This is a genomic window from Gordonia sp. G4 (assembly GCF_057770005.1).
The window spans coordinates 4,632,824-4,655,976 of record NZ_CM173442.1 but is presented as its reverse complement, the minus strand read 5'-3'; the positions used below and the strand labels follow the sequence as shown (position 1 = coordinate 4,655,976).

General features: G+C 69.1%; 20 protein-coding genes. 9 read left to right on the top strand and 11 right to left on the bottom strand.

The window, feature by feature from the left end:
- Positions 1–113: 113 nt before the first annotated feature.
- Positions 114–3,065 carry an aminomethyl-transferring glycine dehydrogenase gene (gene gcvP / locus AC3B5T_RS21155; protein ID WP_388033297.1) on the top strand — a complete coding sequence of 984 codons (2,952 nt, stop codon included), beginning with the start codon at positions 114–116 and terminating at the stop codon, positions 3,063–3,065.
- Positions 3,066–3,156: 91 nt separating this feature from the next.
- On the opposite strand, the gene AC3B5T_RS21150 is transcribed toward gcvP, so the two are convergent.
- From AC3B5T_RS21150 to AC3B5T_RS21110, 9 genes are all read right to left on the bottom strand, one after another.
- Complete coding sequence (locus tag AC3B5T_RS21150; protein WP_055475396.1) at positions 3,157–4,392, bottom strand: substrate-binding domain-containing protein; 1,236 nt, start codon at positions 4,390–4,392, stop codon at positions 3,157–3,159.
- Positions 4,393–4,532: 140 nt separating this feature from the next.
- A complete protein-coding gene (locus AC3B5T_RS21145; RefSeq protein WP_014926982.1) occupies positions 4,533–6,725 on the bottom strand; it encodes a malate synthase G in 2,193 nt (730 codons plus the stop codon).
- A gap of 73 nt (positions 6,726–6,798) precedes the next feature.
- Complete coding sequence (locus AC3B5T_RS21140; protein WP_055475438.1) at positions 6,799–7,701, bottom strand: hypothetical protein; 903 nt, start codon at positions 7,699–7,701, stop codon at positions 6,799–6,801.
- A gap of 5 nt (positions 7,702–7,706) precedes the next feature.
- Positions 7,707–8,780 carry a hemolysin family protein gene (locus tag AC3B5T_RS21135; protein ID WP_055475397.1) on the bottom strand — a complete coding sequence of 358 codons (1,074 nt, stop codon included), beginning with the start codon at positions 8,778–8,780 and terminating at the stop codon, positions 7,707–7,709.
- Positions 8,773–10,221 (bottom strand): hemolysin family protein, encoded by a 1,449-nt coding sequence (locus AC3B5T_RS21130; RefSeq protein ID WP_055475398.1) that lies wholly within the window; start codon positions 10,219–10,221, stop codon positions 8,773–8,775. Before AC3B5T_RS21130 ends, AC3B5T_RS21135 begins: the two co-directional genes overlap by 8 nt.
- A gap of 1 nt (position 10,222) precedes the next feature.
- Positions 10,223–11,656 carry a GMP reductase gene (gene guaB1 / locus AC3B5T_RS21125; RefSeq protein WP_055475399.1) on the bottom strand — a complete coding sequence of 478 codons (1,434 nt, stop codon included), beginning with the start codon at positions 11,654–11,656 and terminating at the stop codon, positions 10,223–10,225.
- Between the two features lie 15 nt (positions 11,657–11,671).
- A complete protein-coding gene (gene gndA / locus AC3B5T_RS21120) occupies positions 11,672–13,129 on the bottom strand; it encodes an NADP-dependent phosphogluconate dehydrogenase (RefSeq protein WP_010843817.1) in 1,458 nt (485 codons plus the stop codon).
- Between the two features lie 100 nt (positions 13,130–13,229).
- Positions 13,230–14,183: a M56 family metallopeptidase gene (locus tag AC3B5T_RS21115; protein WP_055475400.1), complete on the bottom strand. Its 954-nt coding sequence runs from the start codon at positions 14,181–14,183 to the stop codon at positions 13,230–13,232.
- A gap of 44 nt (positions 14,184–14,227) precedes the next feature.
- Positions 14,228–14,626 carry a BlaI/MecI/CopY family transcriptional regulator gene (locus AC3B5T_RS21110; protein WP_010843819.1) on the bottom strand — a complete coding sequence of 133 codons (399 nt, stop codon included), beginning with the start codon at positions 14,624–14,626 and terminating at the stop codon, positions 14,228–14,230.
- A gap of 352 nt (positions 14,627–14,978) precedes the next feature.
- Here AC3B5T_RS21110 and AC3B5T_RS21105 point away from each other — a divergent pair, with 352 nt between their 5' ends.
- The 7 genes from AC3B5T_RS21105 to AC3B5T_RS21075 all read left to right on the top strand — a co-directional run bounded on the left by AC3B5T_RS21105 (position 14,979) and on the right by AC3B5T_RS21075 (position 20,154).
- Positions 14,979–15,401 carry a PaaI family thioesterase gene (locus AC3B5T_RS21105; protein ID WP_010843820.1) on the top strand — a complete coding sequence of 141 codons (423 nt, stop codon included), beginning with the start codon at positions 14,979–14,981 and terminating at the stop codon, positions 15,399–15,401.
- Positions 15,402–15,535: 134 nt separating this feature from the next.
- Positions 15,536–15,838, top strand: coding sequence for an urease subunit gamma (locus AC3B5T_RS21100; protein ID WP_004022149.1), 303 nt, complete (start codon positions 15,536–15,538; stop codon positions 15,836–15,838).
- Between the two features lie 86 nt (positions 15,839–15,924).
- A complete protein-coding gene (locus AC3B5T_RS21095) occupies positions 15,925–16,302 on the top strand; it encodes an urease subunit beta (RefSeq protein WP_055475401.1) in 378 nt (125 codons plus the stop codon).
- Positions 16,303–16,305: 3 nt separating this feature from the next.
- Positions 16,306–18,024, top strand: coding sequence for an urease subunit alpha (locus AC3B5T_RS21090; protein WP_010843822.1), 1,719 nt, complete (start codon positions 16,306–16,308; stop codon positions 18,022–18,024).
- On the top strand, positions 18,024–18,689 hold the full coding sequence (locus AC3B5T_RS21085; RefSeq protein ID WP_055475402.1) for an urease accessory protein UreF: 666 nt from the start codon (positions 18,024–18,026) through the stop codon (positions 18,687–18,689). The genes AC3B5T_RS21090 and AC3B5T_RS21085 overlap by 1 nt, the downstream gene beginning before the upstream one ends.
- A gap of 47 nt (positions 18,690–18,736) precedes the next feature.
- On the top strand, positions 18,737–19,423 hold the full coding sequence (gene ureG / locus AC3B5T_RS21080) for an urease accessory protein UreG (RefSeq protein ID WP_010843824.1): 687 nt from the start codon (positions 18,737–18,739) through the stop codon (positions 19,421–19,423).
- A 2-nt stretch (positions 19,424–19,425) separates the two neighbouring features.
- Positions 19,426–20,154 carry an urease accessory protein UreD gene (locus tag AC3B5T_RS21075; RefSeq protein ID WP_055475403.1) on the top strand — a complete coding sequence of 243 codons (729 nt, stop codon included), beginning with the start codon at positions 19,426–19,428 and terminating at the stop codon, positions 20,152–20,154.
- A gap of 28 nt (positions 20,155–20,182) precedes the next feature.
- On the opposite strand, the gene AC3B5T_RS21070 is transcribed toward AC3B5T_RS21075, so the two are convergent.
- Positions 20,183–21,700, bottom strand: coding sequence for an NAD(P)/FAD-dependent oxidoreductase (locus tag AC3B5T_RS21070; RefSeq protein WP_014926973.1), 1,518 nt, complete (start codon positions 21,698–21,700; stop codon positions 20,183–20,185).
- A 171-nt stretch (positions 21,701–21,871) separates the two neighbouring features.
- Positions 21,872–22,477, bottom strand: coding sequence for a GNAT family N-acetyltransferase (locus AC3B5T_RS21065; protein ID WP_010843827.1), 606 nt, complete (start codon positions 22,475–22,477; stop codon positions 21,872–21,874).
- A gap of 137 nt (positions 22,478–22,614) precedes the next feature.
- Between AC3B5T_RS21065 and AC3B5T_RS21060 the strand changes: the two genes are divergently transcribed.
- On the top strand, positions 22,615–23,130 hold the full coding sequence (locus AC3B5T_RS21060; RefSeq protein WP_055475404.1) for an acyl-CoA thioesterase: 516 nt from the start codon (positions 22,615–22,617) through the stop codon (positions 23,128–23,130).
- Positions 23,131–23,153 lie beyond the last annotated feature (23 nt).

Genomic DNA, 23,153 nt, shown 5'->3' with positions numbered 1-23,153 from the left:
TGCGCGGCGCCGAATCTCTCAGGCGTCACATCGGCTGTGGCCGAAGACATGACAGAGGGGGAGGGTCAGCAGCCGGTCCGTGTACCGGCGCCTGCGAGAGGTTGCCCGCCACCGTGTCCACCACTGAAGCGACCCCGTCCGACGCCCCAGAAGGATCCAGCCCAGAAGGATCCGGCCCAGAAGGTTCCGGCCCGGATCCCACTCCGGCCGCTCCCCATCTGTCGGCCGCCTTCGTCGACCGTCATGTCGGTCCGGACGCCGACGAGACCCGCCGGATGCTCGAGGCGATCGGCGCGGCTTCCCTCGATGATCTGGCGCACCGTGTCATACCCGCAGTCATCGCCGACGAACTCGATTCCGACGTCCTGGGGGCGCTGCCCGCACCGCTGAGCGAGAGTGCGGTCCTCGCACAACTCGGTGACCTCGCAGCCCGTAACACCGTGGCCCGGTCGATGATCGGGCTCGGCTACTACGGAACCCACACGCCCGGCGTCATCCTGCGCAACGTGCTGGAGAACCCCGCCTGGTACACCGCGTACACGCCATATCAGCCCGAGATCAGCCAGGGACGTCTCGAGGCGCTGCTGAACTTCCAGACCATGGTCGCCGACCTCACCGGCATGGAGGTGGCCAATGCCTCCATGCTCGACGAGGCCACCGCGGCCGCCGAGGCGATGACGCTGATGCGTCGCGCGGGCAAGTCGAAGTCGAACCGCGTGATCGTCGACGCGGACCTGTTCCCGCAGACGCGTGCCGTCCTCGACACGCGCGCCGAGCCCCTGGGCATCGAGGTCGTCGAGGCCTCGTTGCACCCCGATCTGCCCGGATGCGGACTGCCGGACGGCGACTTCTTCGGCGTGATCCTCCAGGTGCCCGGCGCATCGGGTCGCATCGTCGACGCCACCGCGATCGTCGACGCCGCGCACGAGCGCGGCGCTCTCGTCGCGGCCGGTGCCGATCTCCTGGCGATGACACTGGTCACGCCGCCCGGCGAGCAGGGAGCCGACGTCTGCTTCGGCACGACGCAACGCTTCGGTGTGCCGATGGGCTTCGGCGGACCGCACGCGGGTTACCTCGCCGTCGGGTCGATGCACGCCCGACAGCTTCCCGGGCGGCTCGTCGGTATCTCCAAGGATGCCGACGGCAACCTGGCCTACCGGCTCGCGCTGCAGACCCGCGAACAGCACATCCGCCGGGAGAAGGCCACGAGCAACATCTGCACCGCGCAAGTGCTGCTGGCGGTGATGGCCGCCATGTACGCCTCGTACCACGGGGCGGACGGCCTGCGAGCCATCGCACGACGCACCCACGACGCAGCGGCCCGGATCGCCGACTCGATCGCCGCGGGCGGGTTCTCGGTGGCGCACGCGAACTTCTTCGACACCGTCGAGGTGCACGCACCCGGTCAGGCCGACACGATCCTCGCCCGCGCCCGCCACGACGGGATCAACCTGCGACGCGTCGACGCCGACACCATCGGCATCGCCTGTGACGAGACGACGACCGACGCCGACATCGATGCCGTCCTGCGGGCCTTCGACGTCGCCGGCGTCACCCCGCGGGCACTCGCGCAGCCGATCGAGAATCGCACCAGCGAGTACCTGACCCATCCGGCGTTCAACCGGTACCGCACCGAGACCGCGATGCTGCGCTACCTGCGGGCCCTGTCGGACAAGGACATCGCGCTCGACCGCAGCATGATCCCGCTCGGGTCGTGCACGATGAAACTCAACGCCACCACCGAGATGGAACCCATCACGTGGCCCGGCTTCGCCCAGCTGCACCCCTTCGCCCCGGTCGACGACACCGCGGGCATCCGCGAGCTGATCACCACGCTCGAGGGCTGGCTCGTGGCGGTCACCGGTTACGACCGCGTCAGCCTCCAGCCCAACGCGGGTTCACAGGGGGAGTTCGCGGGACTGCTCGCGATCCGCGGATACCACCTCAGCCGCGGTGACGTCGACCGGGATGTCTGCCTCATCCCGTCGAGCGCCCACGGCACGAATGCCGCGTCGGCGGTGATGGCCGGGATGCGCGTCGTGGTGGTCGGGTGCCGCGAGAACGGCGACGTCGACCTCGACGATCTGCGCGCCAAGATCGCGGCGAACGAAGGCCGGGTCGCGGCGATCATGATCACGTACCCGTCGACGCACGGCGTCTTCGAGCACGACGTCCGCGACGTCTGCGGCGCCGTGCACGACGCCGGCGGCCAGGTCTACGTGGACGGCGCCAACCTCAACGCGCTCGTCGGTGTCGCACGGCCGGGTCATTTCGGCGGTGACGTCAGCCATCTCAACCTGCACAAGACGTTCTGCATCCCGCACGGCGGCGGCGGGCCCGGCGTCGGACCCGTCGCGGTCCGGGAGCATCTGGCCCCGTTCCTCCCCGGACACCCGCTCGCCGACGAGCTGCCCGGGTCGGCCACGATCGCCGCGGCCCCGTATGGCTCGGCGGCGATCCTGCCGATCACCTATGCCTACATCGCGATGATGGGCGCGGACGGTCTCCGGCGGGCGACGCTCACGGCGATCACCGCCGCCAACTATGTCGCCAAGCGGCTCGGTGAGCACTATCCGGTGCTCTACACCGGCGAGGACGGCTTCGTCGCCCACGAGTGCATCCTCGACCTCCGGGCCATCACCAAGGCCACCGGCGTCACCGTCGACGACGTGGCAAAACGACTCGCCGACTACGGTTTTCACGCACCGACCATGAGTTTCCCGGTGGCCGGCACGCTGATGGTCGAGCCCACCGAGAGCGAGAACCTCGACGAGATCGACGCGTTCTGCGATGCGATGATCGCCATCCGCGGCGAGATCGAACTCGTCGGACGAGGGGAGTGGCCCGCCGAGGACAATCCGCTCCGCGGCGCCCCGCACACGGCCGAGTCGCTCGTCGGCGAGTGGGACCACCCGTACTCGCGGGAAGTCGCCGTCTACCCGCAGGGACTGCCGTCCGCAGGTGGCCGGGCGAAGGTGTGGCCGGCCGTCCGGCGGATCGACGGGGTGTACGGCGACCGCAACCTGGTGTGCAGCTGCCCGCCGATCGAGGCCTACAGCAGCTGACTTCTTCATCGTCTTAAGCTCCTCACCTGTTCGTTGAGCAGGTGAGGAGCGCAGCGACGAACCGTGTCGAAACGACCCGTCCTCGCGAGCTCTAACCCCCCGCGCTTCCCGACGGCACCGAGGGCGGCGTGGAGCTCGCCGGAACGCTGGCCGGCCCGTAGACGAGCCGGTTGATGGCGACGATCGCGCCGTTCTCGGGTGTCGCCATCGGATCGGGCGTGCGCGGGAACGTCACGGTCGGGGTCGGGGAGGGCATCGGGGCGTCGCCGCGGAAACCGAGCTCGGTCAGCAACTGCAACTGCTCGGGCTCCGAGGCGAACTGGATGAACTCGGCGACGGCATCGGCTGCCGACTCGGAGACCTCGGGACCCGACATCCGGATGACGGGGTAGTCGGCGATCGGCGTCGGACCCGACGGGATGAGTTCGGCCAGGCGTGCGCGGTCGTCCTCGCGGGTCATCTGGAACAGGCGTTGTTCGGTGATGGGCACGACGTGGATCTCCGCTCGGGCCGCGTCCGGTGCGTCGGCGATGGCCGTTGCCGCGCCCTGGGGTGTCCCGTCCGGGGAGAGCGGCGCGCCCTCCAGCATGGCGCGGACACTGGAACTGACCCGCGGCGACTCGGCGTCGGCGGTGGTCAGCGGTCCGGTGGTCCGGGTGACGCGTGTCGCGACCGCCTGGGCGGCCAGCGCGCTGGCGTCGGATTGTGCGCCGATCGGCATCGCCATGCGCAACGATCCCCAACCCTGGAGTCCGAAGTCGGCGAGTGAGTTGTCGCGGCGCTGCAGGGTGGGGATCTGTGACCAGTCGAGGCGGCCGGCCAGGGAGCTGTTGAGCTCAGGGGACACCGCCAGCACGACCGGCGTCGAGACCAGTGATCGGGTGTTGCCCTCGATCGCATCGGGTTTCGCCGCCGCCAGATCTGCCGACCACACCGACGACTGCGGCACCCAGGCGGCCGGGTACGCGCCCATCGACTCGGTGTCCCACGACCCCGACAGACCGTCGAGGGTGATCTTCGCGTCGCCCGGCCGGACGTCGACGCTGACGCATTTGTCGCGCACGACGGGGCTCGTCTCGCCGAAGTTGCGGGCGACGGCCGCCAGTCCCGGCGCGATGTCGGGATCGGCGACGATCGGTACCGACTCACGACCCTCGACGCACTGCGCGGCGGCCTCCTCGGCCTGGCGATCGATCTGATCGCCGAGGTCCTGCCAGGTGACGACCACGGCCGCGACGAGCAGGATCGACAAGAGTGTGGCGACGACACCTCGGCTCACGCCGCGGCTTCGGATGCTCTCCCCGCCGCTACTCCGGTGATGTGCCAACGCCGATGCCCTCCCTGCTCGGTGCGTCCCTCGCCCGGTCGGCCGTGGCGAGCCGGTGCGCAGTGCAGGGTACGACGATACGCCGTGCCGATCCGCGGTGGATCGGCACGGTCGTATCGCCTATGTCGGAACGCGGTCGCTCAACCCGCCGGGTTGGCCGCCTTGTACTCGCGGCGCCGCCGGTGCAGGATCGGCTCGGTGTAGCCGCTCGGCTGCGTCGTGCCCTCGAGGATCAGTTCCTTGGCCGCCTGGAAGGCGATGTTGGAGTCGAAGTCCGGCGCCAGCGGACGGTAGGTCGGGTCGCCGGCGTTCTGACGGTCGACCACGGGGGCCATCCGCTCGAGCGAGGCCACGATGTCGGACTCGCCGACGATGCCGTGACGCAGCCAGTTCGCCAGCAGCTGGCTCGAGATCCGCAGGGTCGCACGGTCTTCCATGAGCGCGACGTCGTGGATGTCGGGCACCTTGGAACAGCCGACACCCTGGTCGATCCAGCGCACCACGTAGCCGAGGATGGACTGGCAGTTGTTGTCGAGTTCCTGCTGCTTCTCCTCGTCGGACCAGTCGGTCTTCGGCGCGAGCGGGATGGTGAGGACGTCCTCGACCCGGGCGGGATCGCGCTTGGCGATCTCGTCCTGGCGCTCGAAGACGTCGACGAGGTGGTAGTGCAGCGCATGCAGCGTCGCGGCCGTCGGCGACGGCACCCACGCGGTGGTGGCGCCGGCCTTCGGATGCCCGATCTTCTGCTCGAGCATGTCGGCCATCAGGTCGGGCATGGCCCACATGCCCTTGCCGATCTGTGCCTTGTGCTGCAGGCCGGCGTGCAGGCCCGTGTCGACGTTGAAGTTCTCGTACGCACCGATCCAGGTCTGCTGCTTCATCTCGGCCTTGCGGACCATCGGCCCGGCCTCCATGGAGGTGTGGATCTCGTCGCCGGTGCGGTCGAGGAAGCCGGTGTTGATGAACACGACGCGCTCCTGGGCGGCCTTGATGCACGCCTTGAGGTTCACCGTCGTGCGGCGCTCCTCGTCCATGATGCCGACCTTGAGGGTGTTCTCCGGCAGGCCGAGGACCTTCTCCACGCGGCCGAACAGCTCGACGGTGAAGGCGACCTCATCGGGACCGTGCATCTTCGGCTTCACGATGTAGACCGAACCGCTCCGCGAGTTCTGCAGTCCCTGGTCGCTCATTCCGTGGATGCCGATCAGCGAGGTGATCAGGCCGTCGAGGATGCCTTCGGGGACCTCGTTGCCGTCGGCGTCGAGGATGGCGTCGTTGGTCATCAGATGTCCGACGTTGCGGACGAAGAGCAGCGACCGACCGTGCAGATCGAACGTGGTGCCGTCCGGGGCGGTGTACTCGCGGTCGCCGTTGAGCACACGGGTGAAGGTCTTGCCGCCCTTGGAGACCTCTTCGGCGAGATCGCCCTTGTTGAGGCCCAGCCAGTTGCGGTAACCGATCACCTTGTCCTCGGCGTCGACCGCGGCGACCGAGTCCTCGAAGTCCATGATCGTGGTGATGGCGGACTCGACGACGACATCCTTGATGCCGGCCGGGTCGGTGGAGCCGATGGGCGAGGACGGATCGATCTCGATGTCGAGGTGTAGTCCGTTGTTGCGCAGCAGGATCGAGGTCGGCGAGCCGGCATCGCCCCGGTATCCGACGAACGCGGTCGGATCGGCGAGGGTCGAGGTCTTGTCGCCGTCGAGCGTCACCTGCAGTGCGCCGTCGACGACCGCGAACGCACGTACGTCGGTGTAGCTGCACTGTTCGAGCGGCACGGCTTTGTCGAGGAAGTCCTTGGCGTAGGCGATGACCTTGTCGCCGCGGACCTTGTTGTAGGACGAACCCTTCTCGGCTCCGTCGGACTCGGGGATCGCGTCGGTGCCGTAGAGCGCGTCGTAGAGCGAGCCCCACCGTGCGTTCGAGGCGTTGAGCGCGAAGCGCGCGTTGAGGATCGGGACCACGAGCTGCGGACCTGCGGTGTCGGCGATCTCGCGGTCGACGTTGGACGTGGTGATCTGGAAGTCGGCCGGGACCTCGGCGAGGTAACCGATTTCGGTGAGGTACGAGGTGTACTCGTCGAAGTCGGCGGTGCCGGGGGTGAGATCGGCGTCTTTGTGGTCACGGTGCCAGGCGTCGAGCTTGGTCTGCAGTTCGTCGCGGACGGCGAGCAGCTCGCGGTTGCGCGGGGCGAGATCGGCGATCACCGATGCCGCGCCGGCCCAGAAGGCATCCGCATCTACACCGGAACCGGGCAACGCCTCGTTGTTGATGAAGTCGTGCAGGACGGTGGCGACCTGCAACCCGTTGACGGTGATCCGGTCAGACATGGCAGCCTTTCTCGAGCGAATGACGACGCATACATGCTACTCGTCGGTAACGGCGCGCGGCAGGCGCCTCCCGTCACGAGTGGTGTGCGCGCTCCGCGAGCTCCGTACACAGGTCGAAGAGCCGAGACCGCAGGGTCCCTCCGCGTTCGGCGATCGCCGATTGCTCGCGGACGTACTCGGCGCGGCCCGCGGGTGTCTCGATTCGGACCGGTGAATACCCGAGATCGCTGAGATCGTAGGGACTCGCGCGCATGTCGAGGTCACGTGCCCGCAGGGCGAGCGCGAAGCAGTCGAGCGTCAGGTCCGACGGCACGAGCGGCGCGAGAGTGAAGCAGTACCGGTAGAGGTCCATGGTCGCGTGCAGGCACCCCGGTTGCTCGTGCTCGATCTGGGACGCCCGGGTCAGCATGGTGTCGTTGTGCGGCCGCGCCGGATCGGTGAAGAACCGGAAGGCGTCGAAATGCGTGCACCGCAACGGCATGGACTCGACGACCGCGTCCGTCCCGGCCGTTCCCAGACGTAACGGCATGTCGTGCCGGGTGTGGTCGGTGCGATAGACCATCGCCCACTCGTGCAGGCCGAAACACCCCAGCCGGGCGGGCCGCCGGGCGGTGGCGCCGAGCATGTCGACGGCCGCTGCGAGCGCGTCGGCCCGGCTCCGGAGATAGAACTCGCCGACGTGCACGCCGGCCTCGTTCTGCTCGTAACCGCGCAGACCGAGGAACTCCTCACCCTCCTCGAGAGTCACGCCGAAGCCGGGATGCCAGCGCAGTACGTGCGCCGGGCGTGACGAGTAGTAGGTGAACAAGAAGTCGATCACCGGATGCCGCGCACCGCGCCGCCGAGCGTCGAGGTAGGGGCCGATCAGGTCGTCGACCGCCCGACGATGCGCGTCGCGGCGGGATCGCCACGCTCCGCCGGTGAGGAGCGTGGCGTCGCGAACCGTGCCCGGGGAGGTCAGTCGCGTGCTCGCCATCGCACTCACACCCGATGGGTCTCGTCGCGAACGTTGCCGACGAATTCCTCCACCAGATCGGCGAGGGGAACGATGCCGATGGTGCGGCCGCTGTCGTCGACCACGGCGCCCAGGTGCGAACTGGAACGACGCAGCACGCCGGTGGCCTCGTCGAGTGGCGTGGTCGAATCGATCACCGGCAGCGGCCGGATCTTGTCGACGCCGATGATGGTGTCCGATCCGATGTGCTCGTCCAGGATCTCGTCGAGCACGTCCTTGAGGTGCAGGTAACCGGTGAAGGTGCCGTCGGGCCCGCGGACGGGGAACCGGGAGAATCCGGTCTCGGTGACCGCCTTCTCCACGGCGCCCAGCGTGGGCCCGATGCCGCCGGTACCGGACACCTGCACGCCGACACTACGCATCTGTTCCAGCGGGATCATCACCTCGGATACCGTGCGGCCGACGGATTGCAGGGCGCGGGTGAGGCGTTCGTGCTCCTCGGCATCGAGGAGGCCCTCCTGCTTGGACTCGCCGACCATCTCGGCCAGCTCGCCCAGCGACACCGTCGACTCCAGTTCGTCCTTCGGCTCCACGCGGAGCAGTCGCAGCGAGATGTTCGCCGTCCAGTTGTAGAAGGCGATCAGCGGCCGGACCAGGCGGATGAACAGCAGGTGCGCCGGCACGAGCAGCATCGCCGACGTCTCCGGCCCGGCGAGCGCGATGTTCTTCGGCACCATCTCACCCAGCAGGATGTGCAACACCACGACGAGCGACAGCGCGATGGCGAACGAGATGGGGTGCAGCAGGGCGTCGGGAACGTGCGCGAGATGCAGCGGCGCCTCGATGAGATGCGCGACCGCGGGCTCGCCGACGCGGCCGAGCAGGATGGAGCAGATCGTGATGCCGAGTTGTGCACCCGCCAACATGAGCGACAGCCGCTGGCCGGCGTAGATCACGGTGCGCGCACGGGTCTTACCGCTCTCGGCGAGTGCTTCGAGGCGGTCGCGTCGTGCCGAGATCAGGGAGAACTCGGCACCCACGAAGAACGCGTTGCCGGCGAGGAGGACGACGGTCAGTCCGACCGCCCACAGATCACCCATGTGGGTCCTCCTCCTGAGTTGTCGGCGTGTGGATGTCCTGGCCGGCGGCCCCTTGTACGTCGTCCTGGTCCGCGGGCGCGGGCCGGATGGCGACGACATCGACCCGGCGCCCGTCCATCTGTGTCACGGTCGCACGCCAGGCGACGTCCGGGCCGCGATCAGGCGATTGGCTGGTGTCGTCGTCGGTCTCGCCGCCGGGTGAGCGGCGCGGCAGGTCCACCACGTCGTCGACGGCGGGAATGCGACCCAGGCAGTACATGACGAGCCCGCCCAGCGTGTCGTACGGACCATCGGGCGCATGGTAGCCGGTGGCGTCGTAGAGCTCGTCGATCCGCAACAGCCCGGCGCACAGGAAACCGTTGCCGTCGACGGCCACGTCGGCGCGTTCGTCGTCGTGCTCGTCGGTGACATCGCCGAGGATCTCCTCGATGAGGTCCTCGGTGGTGACGATCCCTGCGGTGCCCCCGTATTCGTCGATCACCACGCACAGTTCCATGCCGTCGGCGCGGATCCGCTCCATCAGCGCGTCGCCGTCCAGGCTGGCCGGCACGCGTGGGACCGGCCGGGCGATCGAGGTGACCGACGTGGTGGCCTGCCGTTCCGGCGGAACGGTGAACGCCTGCTTGATGTGCACGACCCCGACGAGGTCGTCGAGGTCGCCGTCGATCACGACGGGGAAACGCGAGTGACCGGTCCGCGACGATGCCATGACCAGGTCGCGGACGGTGTCGGCGCGGTCGAGACAATCGATCGTGACGCGGGGGGTCATCAGGTCTTCCGCGGTGAGCTCGCCGAAGCGCAGTGACCGGTCGACGAGGGTTGCGGTCTGCTCGTCCAGAGCGCCGCGACGTGCCGAGTTCCGCACGAGCGACACGAGTTCCTGAGGCGACCGCGCCGAGGCCAGCTCGTCGGTCGGTTCGATGCCCAGCCGGCGCACGATCCAGTTCGCCGCGCCGTTGAGTCCGTCGATCGCCCAGCGGAACACCGCGGAGAACACGGTCATCGGGCCCGCGGTGGCTCGTGCCACCGCAAGCGGCTTCGAGATCGCCAGGTTCTTCGGGATCAGCTCGCCGAGCACCATCGACAGTGACGTCGCGATGACCAGCGCGAGGATCAGCGACGTCGCCGAGGCGACCGCCTCGCCGACCCCCAGTGCGTCCAGCGGCGGCCGGAGGATCCGGGCGAGGACCGGTTCGGCGATGTAGCCGGTGATCAGCGTCGTGATGGTGATACCGAGCTGGGCGCCGGAGAGCTGGAACGAGAGGGTGGAGTGCGCGCGCTGCACCATCCGCGCACGCCGGTCCCCGCGATCGGCGACGTCGGCGGTGATGGTCGAACGCTCCAGCGCGGTCAGCGAGAACTCGGCCGCCACGAACAGGGCGGTTCCCAGGGTCAGCGCGATGAACCCGACGAGACTCGCGATCAGGAGCAGGATCTCCACGTCACCACCCGCCCGGCAGGGGCCGTCCTTCGGCGAAACCGGCGGGCGACTGGATCCCCAGCACCACCTTGTCGTGCAGCTCGCGCAGATTTCGGGCGCCGGTGTAGGTCGCCGTGCTGCGCACACCGGCGCAGATGTGATCGATCAGGTCCTCGACGCCGGGACGCTCCGGGTCGAGGCGGATCCGCGAACTCGAGATGCCCTCCTCGAACAGGCTCTTGCGTGCGCGGTCGTAGGTGCTGTCGCCGCTGGACCGCGCCGCGACGGCCCGCTTCGAGGCCATCCCGAAGCTGACCTTGTAGGGGCCCTGCGCGTCCTCGAGAAGGTCACCCGGCGATTCGTGCGTACCGGCGAACCAGGAGCCGACCATGACGTTCGACGCCCCGGCGGCCAAGGCCAGAGCCACATCGCGCGGGTGTCGAACGCCGCCGTCGGCCCACACGGCCGCACCGTGCCCCGCGGCGACCGAGGCGCATTCGGCGACGGCCGAGAACTGCGGGCGCCCGACGCCGGTCATCATCCGCGTCGTGCACATCGCCCCCGGGCCGACTCCGACCTTGATGATCGATGCCCCCGCGCTGATGAGATCGAGGGTGCCCTCGGCGGACACGACGTTTCCGGCGGCGATCGGGACGCCGAGGTCGGCGTCGGCGACCGCGGAGAGCGCGGTGAGCATCTTCTCCTGGTGACCGTGCGCGGTGTCGATGACCAGCAGGTCGGCACCCGCCGCGACCAGCGCGCGAGCCTTGCCCACGACATCGCCGTTGATGCCGACGGCCGCTGCGATGCGCAGTGAGCCGGCGGAGTCGACGTTCGGCGAGTAGATCGCGTGCCGCAGGGCCCCCACGCGGTTGAGGACCCCGGCGAGCCGGCCGTCGGGTTCGACGAGCACGGCCAGGCCGAGGTGCAGATCACCGAGTGCGTCGAAGACCTCGCGGGGCGGGGTGTCGACGGGCAGCGTCACGATGTCGGGGTCGGCGACCTCGCGCACCCGTGCGAACCGGTCGACGTCGCGGCAGCGTTTCTCGGTGACGACACCCACCGGTCGGCCGTCCTCGACCACGACGGCCACCCCGTGCGCACGCTTCGGGATCAACGCGACCGCGTCGGTCACCGACGCCCCCGGGTCGAGGATGACCGGGGTGTCGGCGACCAGATGCCGCGACTTCACGTACTGGATGGACGCGGACACCGCCTCGATGGGCAGGTCCTGGGGGAGCACCACGAGCCCACCGCGGCGGGCCACCGTCTCGGCCATCCGCTTGCCCGCGACCGCCGTCATGTTCGCCACGACCAGCGGAATCGTGGTCCCGCTGCCGTCTGAGGTCGACAAGTCGACGTCGAAGCGCGAACTGACGTCCGACCTGCCCGGGACGATGAACAGATCGTCGTACGTCAGATCGTGTGTCGGCCGGTGGCCTTCGATGAATCGCACTGAGTTCGCAGGCTCCTATTCGGTCACTTCCGAGCGGTCCCCGCTCCACAGGGTGTGGAACGTGCCTTCTTTGTCGATGCGCTGGTAGGTGTGCGCGCCGAAGTAGTCGCGCAGGCCCTGGGTCAGTGCGGCGGGCAGGCGTTCGGCGCGCAGACCGTCGTAGTACGACAGCGACGACGCGAAGGCCGGCACCGGGATACCGAGGAGGGTCGCGGTCGAAACCACCCGGCGCCAGCTGTCGATGCCGACCTCGACGGCCTCGCGGAAGTACGGCGCGAGCAGCAGGCTCGGGAGTGCCGGATCGTCGTGGTAGGCCTCGCGGATGCGGTTGAGGAACTGCGCCCGGATGATGCAGCCGCCGCGCCAGATGGTGGCCAGTGCCCCGCGGTCGACGTCCCAGCCGTATTCGGCGCTGCCGGCGGCGATCTGATCGAAGCCCTGGGCGTAGGCGACGACCTTCGAGGCGTACAGGGCGGTCTTGATGTCGTTGACGAAGGTCTCGCGGTCGGCGGGGGCCGAGCCGAGATTGCCCGCCGACAGACCGCGAGCGGCGACGCGCTGGTCGGTGGCGCTCGACAGGGCACGGGCGAACACGGCCTCGGCGATGCCGGTCGTCGGGATGCCCAGATCGAGCGCGGACTTCACGGTCCAGCGGCCGGTGCCCTTCTGGCCCGCGGCGTCGACGATGACATCCACGAGCGGCTTGCCGGTCTCGTCGTCGACCTGGCTGAGGACCTCCGCGGTGATCTCGATCAGGTAGCTCTCGAGTTCGGTGGTGTTCCAGTCACGGAAGACGTCGGCGATCTCCGAGACAGGCATGTCCAGGGCTTTGCGCATGAGGTCGTAGGCCTCGCCGATCAGCTGCATGTCGGCGTACTCGATGCCGTTGTGCACCATCTTGACGAAGTGGCCGCTGCCGTCGGGGCCGATGTGGGTACAGCACGGCTCGCCGTCGACCTGGGCGGCGATCGACTCGAGGAGCGGCCCGAGGGACTCGTAGGACTCGACGGGACCGCCCGGCATGATCGACGGGCCGTTGAGCGCACCCTCTTCGCCACCGGAGATCCCGGCGCCGACGAAGTTGAGTCCGCGGGCCGACATCGCGGCCTCGCGCCGGATGGTGTCGGTGTAGAGGGCGTTGCCGCCGTCGATGATGATGTCGCCGGGCTCCATCGCGTCGGCGAGCTCTTCGATCACCGCGTCGGTGGCGTCGCCCGCCTTCACCATGATCAGCACCCGGCGCGGACGCTCGAGGGCGGCCACGAACTCGGCGACTGTCTCGGTGCGGATGAAATCACCGTCACCGCCGTGGTTCTCGAGCAGCGCGTCGGTCTTGGCGATGCTGCGGTTGTGCAGCGCGACGGTGTACCCGTGCCGGGCGAAGTTGCGTGCGATGTTCGAACCCATGACGGCCAGGCCGGTGACACCGATCTGGGCCTTCGCGGAGGGAGACGATGAGTCGACGTTGTTCATGCCGACAGCCTATTGCCTCGGTGTCCGAACCGGCGATCTGCCTCCACGTGTGACCGCGGTCCGATTGCTGTCGGGAGTCGGCTGTCGGGGAGTCGGGTCGTCAGAATGCCGACATGAGGCGGTTGAGCTCGGTCAGCCACGGGATCGCGACCGCAAGGGTCGGGAGGACCAGGATCGCGGCCGCCGCGACATAGGCGCCGGCGGCGAGGGCCCGGGCGGGACGGTCATCGCGGAGACGATGGACACGCGTCAGGGTGGTCGGCCCGCCGACCGCCATCGCACCGCGCGGCGCCACCGCGTCGGCACAGGCGACCAGGGCACGACCGAGGGTGGTCGGGGCGGTCGCCCGGACGGCCTGGTCGTCGGCCAGTGCCTCGACGAGCAACTCGGCCGCGCCGAGCGCGGAACTGCTCCGCACGAATCGGGGGAACGCCTCGTGCAAGGCGATGAAGGCCTCGAGCACGAGGTCGTGCCGAGCGCGCAGGTGGGCGCGCTCGTGGGCGATGACCGCGACCAGTTCGTCACGGGTGAGGCGGTGCACCACGCCCTCGCTGACCACGACGCGCTGTCGGAGTCCGGGCAGGCAGTAGGCGAGTGGTTGCTCCACGTCGATCATCCGGACGTCGCGGGCATAGAGGGGGTCGTCGGCGTCGTCGATCCGGTCGCAGCGGTCGAGGATGTCGATGAGCTGGCGGTGCGCCTTCCGGCGGGCGCGGGTGCGTACACCGACGCGGATCACCGTGTAGAACAGGCGCGCGCCGACGAGGAGGGTCAGGACGAAGACGCCGACGCAGAGGAGCCACAGCGGCAGGCCGAGCCGTTCGATCTCGCGGACCGGGTGAGTGGTCGGGGTGCCATCCGGTCCGATCACGAGGATGTTCGCCGCGATCGCCAGGCCACAGCTGAACGCCGACAGCACGGCGGCGAGGGCAATGGCCTGCCACAGCGTCATCGCCGCGCGTGGGGCTCGGATCGGCCAGCGTGCCCGGGACAGTGCCTCGGGGACGGGTCCGGCGAGCACCAGGCTGACGATGCCGAAGAGCAAGGCGGTCATCTGGTGATTCCTAAATGTGGGCTGCGAGTGGTGGTGCCGCGAATCTAACCGGTGTCGCTTGTTCCTCGTGCGGCTTCGAGCTCATCGAGTGCGGAACGGAGGGCAGCCGCCTCGTCGGCGCCGACGCGTCCGACGAACGACACCAGTGCCGCGTGTCGGGAGCCAGGGGCGTCGGCCTCGCTGAGGGCGTCGACCATGAGGCTGGCGACCAGGTCCTCCCGTGGATGGGTGGGGACGTACTTGTGTGCCCGGTCGTCCCGGATCTGGGTCACCAGATTCTTCTTCGCCAGTCGCTGCAGGACCGTCATGACGGTCGTGTAGGCGAGGGAGCGGTCCCGCGACAGCGCGGCATGAACCTGCCGCACGGTCTGCGGGGTCGAACTCTCCCACAACGTGTCCATCACAGCGCGCTCGAGGTCGCCCAGGCCATTCATCTTTCGCATTTTACTGCTGTGCCTCCGTTTGTGGGTCCGCTGGATACCCAGTTGTTGCGTGCCGGTGTGCCGAGCGACGCCCTTGCGGAGCGGCACGCCGTTGACGTGGCCTTTTCCCCGGCGCTTGACACGTTGGTAAGGCTAGCCTACATTAAGTGTCACGTCGGACCGCGCGAGAGTCCTGAGGGCTGCAGAGACCCCCGGTCCACGGCACGGAAGGCCCCGCATCTCCCAGAGGTGCGGGGCCTTCCGGTATCTACGGGGGACAACGTCGGAGGGTGTGTCCCGTGTTCCCGGCGGCCTCCTGGGCGCGAGCCGACCGCTGTCGCGACGCACGGAGCCGCATGCGACTGTTGACGGCATGACTGCGAACAGTGCGGACGGTGTTCTCCGGGATTCATTCGGCAAGGGCCTCGACGGCGTCCTGGGCCTCGAAGTCGTCGAGGCGGGTCCTGACCGGATCGTGGCCACGATGGAGATCACCGAGAGTCACCATCAACCGTTCGGGATCGTGCACGGCGGGGTCTACTGCGCGGTCGGCGAGAGCGTCGCGAGCATGAGTGGCTTCCTGTGGCTGCAGGACTCCGGGATCGGTGGGACCGCCGTCGGGGTGAACAACAACACCGACTTCCTCCGGTCGGTCCGCGCGGGCACCGTCACCGCGACGTCGACTCCGATCCACCGGGGCCGACGTCAGCAGTTGTGGGCCGTCGACATGGTCGACCAGGACGGCGCGCTGCTGGCCAAGTCTCAGGTGCGACTGCAGAACATCGAGGTCAAGTAGGCCGCTGAGGCCCGCGTCACCCCCGGGCGGCTCGGCGCGCCGACCCCGCCCCGGCATGGCAGGATGACTCGTACTGCCCGGCCGGACCCATTCGAGACGACCGTCCGGCCGAACACTTTCGAGGAGCGCTCCCGGTGCGATTGTCGCCGCATGAACAAGAACGGCTGTTGATCTCTTACGCGGCCGAACTGGCCCGCCGGCGACAGGCACGAGGTCTGAAGCTCAATCACCCGGAATCGGTGGCTCTGATCACCGACCACGTCCTCGAAGGCGCGCGCGACGGCCGTTCGGTGGCCGAGTTGATGACCTCGGGACGCGAGGTGCTCCGGCGCGACGACGTGATGGACGGTGTGCCGGAGATGCTGCACGACGTCCAGGTGGAGGCGACCTTTCCCGACGGCACCAAGCTGGTGACCGTGCACGACCCGATCGCCTGAGAGTCGTCGATCGAGACCAGTGGCGGGTCGGTCCTTGCCGGACCCCGTCCCGTTCACCGAACCGCAGCATTCCAGAGAGGACCGAGATGCCGGGTACTCATTCCACCGGCCCGCGATCGACGATCGTGCCGGGCGAGGTCATCGCCGTCGAGGGGACCATCGAACTCAACGCGGGCGTCGACGCCGTGGAGCTCCGTGTCGTCAACTCCGGTGACCGCCCCGTGCAGGTCGGCAGTCACGTGCACTTCCCGCAGTCGAACGACGCACTCGTCTTCGACCGTGTCCGCGCACATGGCCGCCGGCTCGACATCCCGGCCGGCACGGCCGTGCGGTTCGAGCCGGGTATCGAGACGACCGTCGGTCTCGTCCCGCTCGGCGGCACCCGGGAGGTGTACGGGATCACCCTCGATCCCCCCGGTGCCTGCGGTCCGGTCGACGCCGTCCGCAGCGACGAGAGTGAGTGACGCATGGCCATCCTGGGACGCGACCGCTACGCGCAACTGTTCGGCCCGACCACGGGCGATCTGATCCGGCTCGCCGACACCGACCTGCTCATCGAGGTCACCGACGACCTCTCGGGTGGGCCCGGGCGCGCCGGGGACGAGGCGGTCTTCGGCGGCGGCAAAGTGATCCGCGAGTCGATGGGACAGAGCCGGGCGACTCGCGCCGACGGTGCCCCCGACACGATCATCACCGGTGTCGTCGTGCTCGACCACTGGGGAATCATCAAGGCCGACCTCGGGATCCGGGACGGCCGCATCGTCGCGATGGGTAAGGCGGGCAACCCCGACACCATGGACGGGGTGCATCCGGACCTGGTCATCGGACCATCGACGGAGATCATCGCCGGCAACGGCAAGATCGTCACCGCCGGCGCCATCGACTGCCACGTGCACTTCATCTGTCCCCAGATCATGGACGAGGCGCTGGGCAACGGGATCACGACCGTGGTCGGTGGCGGGACGGGGCCGGCCGAGGGCAGCAAGGCGACCACCGTGACGCCCGGCGCCTGGCACCTGGCATCGATTCTCGCCGCGACCGATCACTGGCCGATGAACATCGCGCTCCTCGGCAAGGGCAACACCGTCAGCGCCGAGTCGATGCACGAGCAGATCCGGGCGGGCGCATCGGGTTTCAAGCTTCACGAGGACTGGGGCAGTACGCCCGCGGCCATCGACGCCTGCTTGCGGGTGGCCGACGAGACCGGCGTCCAGGTCGCCTTGCACTCCGACACCCTGAACGAGGCGGGATTCGTGGAGACCACGCTCGGGGCGATCGCGGGCCGGGGCATCCACGCCTACCACACCGAGGGAGCGGGCGGTGGTCACGCGCCGGACATCATCACGGTCGCGGCCTATCCGAATGTGCTTCCGTCCTCGACGAATCCGACTCGCCCGCACACGGTGAACACGCTCGACGAGCATCTCGACATGCTGATGGTGTGCCATCATCTCAACCCGACCGTGCCGGAAGATCTCGCCTTCGCCGAGAGCCGGATCCGTCCGTCCACGATCGCCGCCGAGGACCTCCTGCACGACCTGGGTGCCATCTCGATGATCGGGTCGGATTCGCAGGCGATGGGCCGCATCGGCGAAGTCGTGCTGCGAACCTGGCAGACCGCGCATGTCATGAAACGCAAACGCGGGTCACTTCCCGGTGACGGCCGGGCCGACAACAATCGTGCACGGCGTTACGTCGCGAAGTACACGATCTGCCCGGCGCGCGCGCACGGCTTCGACGACGAGATCGGTTCGGTCGAGGTCGGCAAGCTCGCCGACCTGGTGCTGTGGGATCCCGCGTTCTTCGGGATCCGGCCGGATCTGGTCATCAAGGGCGGCGCCATCGCCTGGGCGGCGATGGGCGACGCCAACGCGTCGATCCCCACGCCGCAGCCCGTTTTCCCGCGGCCGATGTTCGGCGCCGCACCGAAACTCGCGGCCGCGACGTCGGTGAGCTTCGTGGCCCCGGGGGCCGACGCAGACCTCGCGGGCCGGATCGGGGTCGACCGCAGGCTGGTCCCGGTCAAGAACACCCGGGGTGTCGGCAAGGCCGACATGATCAACAACGACGCATGCCCGACGATCGAGGTCGATCCCGACACGTTCACCGTGACGGTCGACGGTGAGGTGTGGGAGTCCGAACCAGTCGCCGAACTCCCCATGGCGCAACGGTATTTCCTGTTCTGATGCGTTCCGACGACACGACCACGGTCACCTCCGCGCCGCTGGCGATGATGCTCGCGCTGGCGGATTCCCGGCTGCCGGTGGGCGGGCACGTGCACTCCGGCGGTGTCGAACAGGCGATCGCCGACGGATTCATCCGCACCGCAGGCGATCTCGCGGCCTTTCTGTACCGCCGGGTGACCACGAGCGGTCTGGTCGCGGCCTCGGTGGCGGCCGCGGTGGCCGACGGCGTACTCGAGGTGCCCCGCGCGCAACGTGAGACCGACGCCCGCACACCGTCATCCGCCGCTCGGAAGGCCTCGCTGGCGCAAGGGCGCGGCATGGTGCGGCTGGCACGCCGGATGTGGCCGGACACCGATTGGTCGGCCCACCGGCCGTCGACGCACCTTCCGGTCATCAGCGGGTCCATCGGCGCGGTGTCCTCCCTGTCGGGATTCCACACCGCGCTGATCCTCGTCTACACCACGATGAGCGGGTCGGCGACCGCCGGTCAGCGGTTGCTCGCACTCGACCCCGCCGACGTGTCGATCATGATCGCCGAGCTCGGCGCCGAATGCGAACGAGTCGCCGCCGAGGCCGCGGTCGGTCTGGCGGACCTGTCCGACCCGGTCCTCGACATATTCGCCGAACGTCATGAGCGGCAACCGATGCCGCTCTTCATGTCCTGATCCCGCGACCTCGCGCAGCCGCACGTCGCGAACCGAGAGGAGTCCTCATGCCCCCGCATCTCATCGACGGGCAGCCGCACACCCACGACCACGACCGGCCGCGCCGCAAGCGCGAACCCGGTGAGGCCCTGCGCATCGGCATCGGCGGCCCGGTCGGGTCCGGCAAGACCGCGCTGGTGGCCGCGTTGTGCCGACAGCTCCGGGACGAGCTGTCGGTGGCCGTGCTGACCAACGACATCTACACGACCGAGGATGCCGACTTCCTGCGCCGCAACGCCGTTCTGCCCGACGAGCGGATCACCGCCGTCCAGACCGGCGGATGCCCCCATACCGCCATCCGCGACGACATCACCGCCAACCTCGACGCCATCGACGATCTCGTCGAGGCCAACCCGCCGCTGGACCTGATCCTCGTGGAGTCCGGCGGCGACAACCTCACCGCCACCTTCTCGACCGGGCTCATCGACGTCCAGATCTTCGTCATCGACGTCGCCGGCGGCGACAAGGTCCCCCGCAAGGGCGGCCCCGGCGTCACGTTCTCGGACCTGTTGGTGATCAACAAGATCGATCTGGCCGAACGCGTCAACGCCGACCTCGAGGTCATGCGCCGCGACGCGGCGAAGGTCCGTGACGGCCGCCAGACCGCGATGATCTCGCTGACGGAGGATCCCGCGGCGACCGACGTGCTGGCGTGGGTCCGGACTCAGCTGGCGGCCCCGGTCGTCGCCGGGTGACCATGCGCACCGAGGTCGACATCGTCGCCACGGTCGACCGCGGCGTGCGTCACCGGGCGGTCGGGGGACTGGGCGTGCGGGTCACCGCTCCCGGCCACGTGCAGCTCATCGGTACGGCCGCGACGCCGCTGGGCGGTGACGAGATCGTCGTCCGCATCGAGGTCGAACCCGGTGCGCATTTGCGGGTGGGCAGCGTCGCGGCGACCATCGCACTACCGGCCCGCGACCGTGTGGACTCGTCGGCCCGGTGGGAGATCCTGGTCGGCGACGGCGGCCGTCTGCGCGTCGATCCGCAGCCGACCGTGGTCGCCGGCGGCTCGGTCCACCACTCCGACATCGCGGTCGGTCTCGCGTCCGGCGCCACCCTCGATCTGCACGAACACGTGCAGATCGGCCGGGCGGCCACGATGACGGACACGACGCTGGCCGACCGTGATCGGGCGGGCACCTGGACAGGGGGACTGCGCGTGGACACCGACGGCGAGGTGGTGCTGGCGCATCGGCTGCGGCTGGGTCACGGCACACCGGCCGCAGCTGCCGGCCACCGCGCGGCGAGCAGCGTCTTCCGCTACCCGGACAATCGGCCGGGGGTGGTGCACGCGACCGAGTTCGCCGCGCGCCTCCAGCTGGCCGGTGGTGCCAGCCTGACCAGTGCGCTAGGGGCGTCGGTCAGCGCTGCGCGCCGGCTGGCCGACGACCTCGAGCTCGACGCACTGGCCGTGGCGCCGTAGCCCTCCGCGGTCAGCAGGCCGCGGAGGGTCAGCTGGCCTCGGCCTCGGATTCGTTGCCGTCGGCGTCTTTACCCTCGGTGGGTACCGACCCGGTGGTCCCGGGGCCGGTCGAACCCGAGTCCACGGTCCCGGCGTCGGTCTTCGCGGGTTCTGACTCCGAGGTCGTGCCGGCCTTCTCCAGGGCGGACAGCTGGCCGATCGCGGTTCGCGCATACACCTGCTGCTCGGTCACCGCGAGCTGCGATCGACCGCGCGTGGTGAACGCGAAGAACCAGTTGATCAGCGTGTTCAACCGGTTGCGGAACCCGACCAGATACACGAGGTGCAGCGCGAGCCAGCCGAGCCAGGCGAAGTAGCCCTCGGTCTCGAACGTCTTCTTGATGCCCGGGATCGGGACCTGCATCACCGCGGAGTACCGCGAGATGGTCGCCATCGAACCCTTGTCGTAGTAGCTGAACGGCTTGCGCTGGTCCGGGGTCTGGCCCTTCAGCTCGGCCTTGATGGCGTCGGCCGCGTAGCGACCGCCCTGGATCGCGCCCTGTGCGACGCCCGGCACGCCGTCGACCGCCATCATGTCGCCGACCACGAACACCTCGGGATGGCCGGGGATCGTGAGATCCGGCAGGACCTTCACCCGTCCGGCGCGGTCGAGTTCGACGCCGGACTGTTCGGCGAGCTGCTGTCCGAGCGGACTGGCCTGCACGCCGGCCGACCAGACCTTGCACTGTGATTCGATGCGGCGGGTGGTGCCGTCCTTCTCCTTGACGACCAGACCGTCGTAGTCGACGTCGACGACCATCGCGTTGAGCTGGATCTCGACACCCATCCGCTCGAGCCGCTCCGCGGCCTTGCCGCCGAGCTTCGGACCGAACGGCGGCAGGACGGCCGGTGCGGCGTCGAGCAGGATCACCCGGGCCTCGGTCGGGTCGATGTTGCGGAACGCGCCCTTGAGCGTCTTGTCGCTCATCTCGGCGATCTGCCCGGCCAGCTCGACCCCGGTGGGGCCGGCGCCGACGACCACGAAGGTCAGCAGCTTGGCGCGCTCGGCGGGGTCGTGGGACAACTCGGCCTGCTCGAAGGCGCCGAGGATGCGGCCGCGCAGCTCGAGGGCGTGGTCGATGGTCTTCATGCCGGGTGCGAACTCGGCGAAGTGGTCGTTGCCGAAGTAGGACTGGTCGGCGCCGGCGGCCACGATCAGGTCGTCGTACGGGGTGACCGTGATCCGTTCGAGCAACCGGGAGGTGACGGTCTTGGCATCCAGGTCGATGTCGTACACGTCGCCCATGAGCACGGCGGTGTTCTTCTGCTTGCGCAGGACGACGCGGGTGGCCGGCGCGATCTCGCCCTCGGCGACGATGCCGGTCGCCACCTGGTAGAGCATCGGCTGGAACAGGTGATGCGTGGTCTTGGCGATCAGCGTCACGTCGACATCGGCCTTGGCCAGTCGCTGGGCGGCGAACAATCCGCCGAAGCCGGACCCGATGATGACGACTTTCCGGCGGGTCGTGGCTGCTCCAGTGGGGGCCTGGACGGCGGGGCTGCTCATCTCCAGACATCTCCTTCTACGTCGTTGGGCGACGGTCGTGCGGGACTTCGGCGGACCGGGTGGGGGCGCTACCCGAGGTGACGGTGCAGCGCCGGGGCCGGAGTACGACCGTGCATGTTCTCAACGGTAGTCAATGATGATCCGATGGGCGCGGCCAGAGGGGTGTTGTGCTCACGCGGTGAGACCGCCGGCCGACGACCAGCGCTGCGATCGCTGCTGCCAGTCGGCGCGAAGGATCTCGTACTCGACCTCGGAGCGGTCCCGGTCCGGGTGGATGGTCAGCAGGTCGGCCGAGTCGGCGGCATCGTCGCAGAGGTGGATCGCGCAGAGCGTCATGCCCAGTTTCTCCATCACCCGCCGCGACGACGCGTTGCGGGCGACGGTGCTGGCGAAGACCCGTTCGGTCCCGAGGTGGTCGAACGCGAAGGCGACGAGGGCGAACGCCGCCTCGGTCGCCAGCCCGCGACCCCACACCGTGCGGCGGAGGCGGTAGCTCAGTTCGAGTTCGGCCCGGCAGCTGTGCCGTGGGGTGCGCAGCGAGATCCAGCCGAGGAAAGCGGTCGTGGCGGGGTCGCAGAGAATCCAGGTGCCGGTGCCGTACTTGCGACGCTCGGTCTCGGCACGGGGGAGCATCCAGTCCTCGATCACGGCGCGCGGGGTGGCCGCACCGCCGCTCACATAGCGCATGACCTCGGGATCACTGTCGAGGTGCACGAGCTCGTCGACATCGACGGCGGACACCGGGCGCAGCCGAGCCCGTACCGTGTCGATGTTCACCCGAGCCCCTCACCGCGCGCCGGGGGTGCGCGCACCGATTCGCCTGTGGTTCTGACCCCCGGCGAGTGAGTCTACGGTCTGGCCGTCGGTGACTCCGGCAGTTCGCCGCACGCGTGTCCCGCACTAAGATCTGCGCCGTGGCCCTCGACCCAGACGCCCTCGATCCCGACGCCCTCGATCCCGACGGGCACGCAGCCGGTTCTGCCGGGCCCGACTATCACCTCGACGTCCCGGTTGCGCTGCGGTGGGGTGACATGGACATCAACAACCACATCAACAACGTGCAGATCTCCCGGATCTTCGAGGAGAGCCGCGTGCGTTCGTTCATCGAATGGATGCCCGACCGCCCGCGGCGGTTCTCGTTCCTCGTCGTCCGCCACGACATCGAGTTCTCCGCTCCCGTCCACTACTCGCCCGACCCCGTGCACGTCCGCACGTGCATCGGACGCGTCGGCCGGTCGTCGTTCGTCATGGCCCTGCGCCTGTTCGACCAGTCCGGGACGTTGTGCGCCACCGCCGAGACCACGATGGTCGTCGTCGACCCGGACACCGGCCGACCGACCCCGATTCCCGACGACGCCCGGGGACTTCTGTCGGCACGGCTCGGGGAACCGGTGCGGTTCCACACACCCCGGCCGGACGTCGCGGGTTGACCGGCCCGCGCCCGACGGGCACA